Source organism: Enterococcus sp. S183_ASV_20 (assembly GCF_018919685.1).
Lineage (GTDB): Bacteria > Bacillota > Bacilli > Lactobacillales > Enterococcaceae > Enterococcus > Enterococcus faecalis.
Genome location: NZ_JAHLRI010000178.1, coordinates 1 through 475 on the forward strand (window position 1 = coordinate 1; position 475 = coordinate 475).

At 38.5% G+C, this 475-nt stretch carries 1 protein-coding gene; it reads right to left on the reverse strand.

The features are described 5' to 3' along the window. Positions 1 to 475 (reverse strand): Tn3 family transposase (locus tag KQI94_RS16310; protein ID WP_216454683.1); only part of this gene is annotated, 475 nt, incomplete at both ends.

Sequence of the window (475 nt, forward strand, 5' to 3'; positions counted from 1 at the left end):
TAGGAAGGTGATTTGATAGAAAATAATTGTGATTTTTTTATATTTCTGATGCGAGGTTCAAAATCAAAGCCTAGTAATGCGGTCATTCCAAACACCTGATCAGAATACCCATTTGTATCAGTAAAATGTTCCTCAATATCTAGATCTGTTTCATGATAAAGTAGGCCATCAAGGGTATGAGTAGCTTCCCTTGTATTAGTTGAAGCAACCTCGATATGATGAGTCGTATGCCTATCATTTATTGATCGAATCATTGTAGCTCCTTTTTCCATACTTTTGTAATGTGGATTAACATCGGATTTTAGAGCTGAGACGCCCACTGGGACGCGCATTCCGTCTGAAGCAGTGGTTTTTCCTTCACCCCAAAAGTCTGCAACAGGAAGCTTTAACTGATAATTAACCAAAACAGATTGAGCACGAGTCAGAGCTTCTTTATAAAAGCGCCATTGTTTGGCATTGGCTAACTGAGAATAAG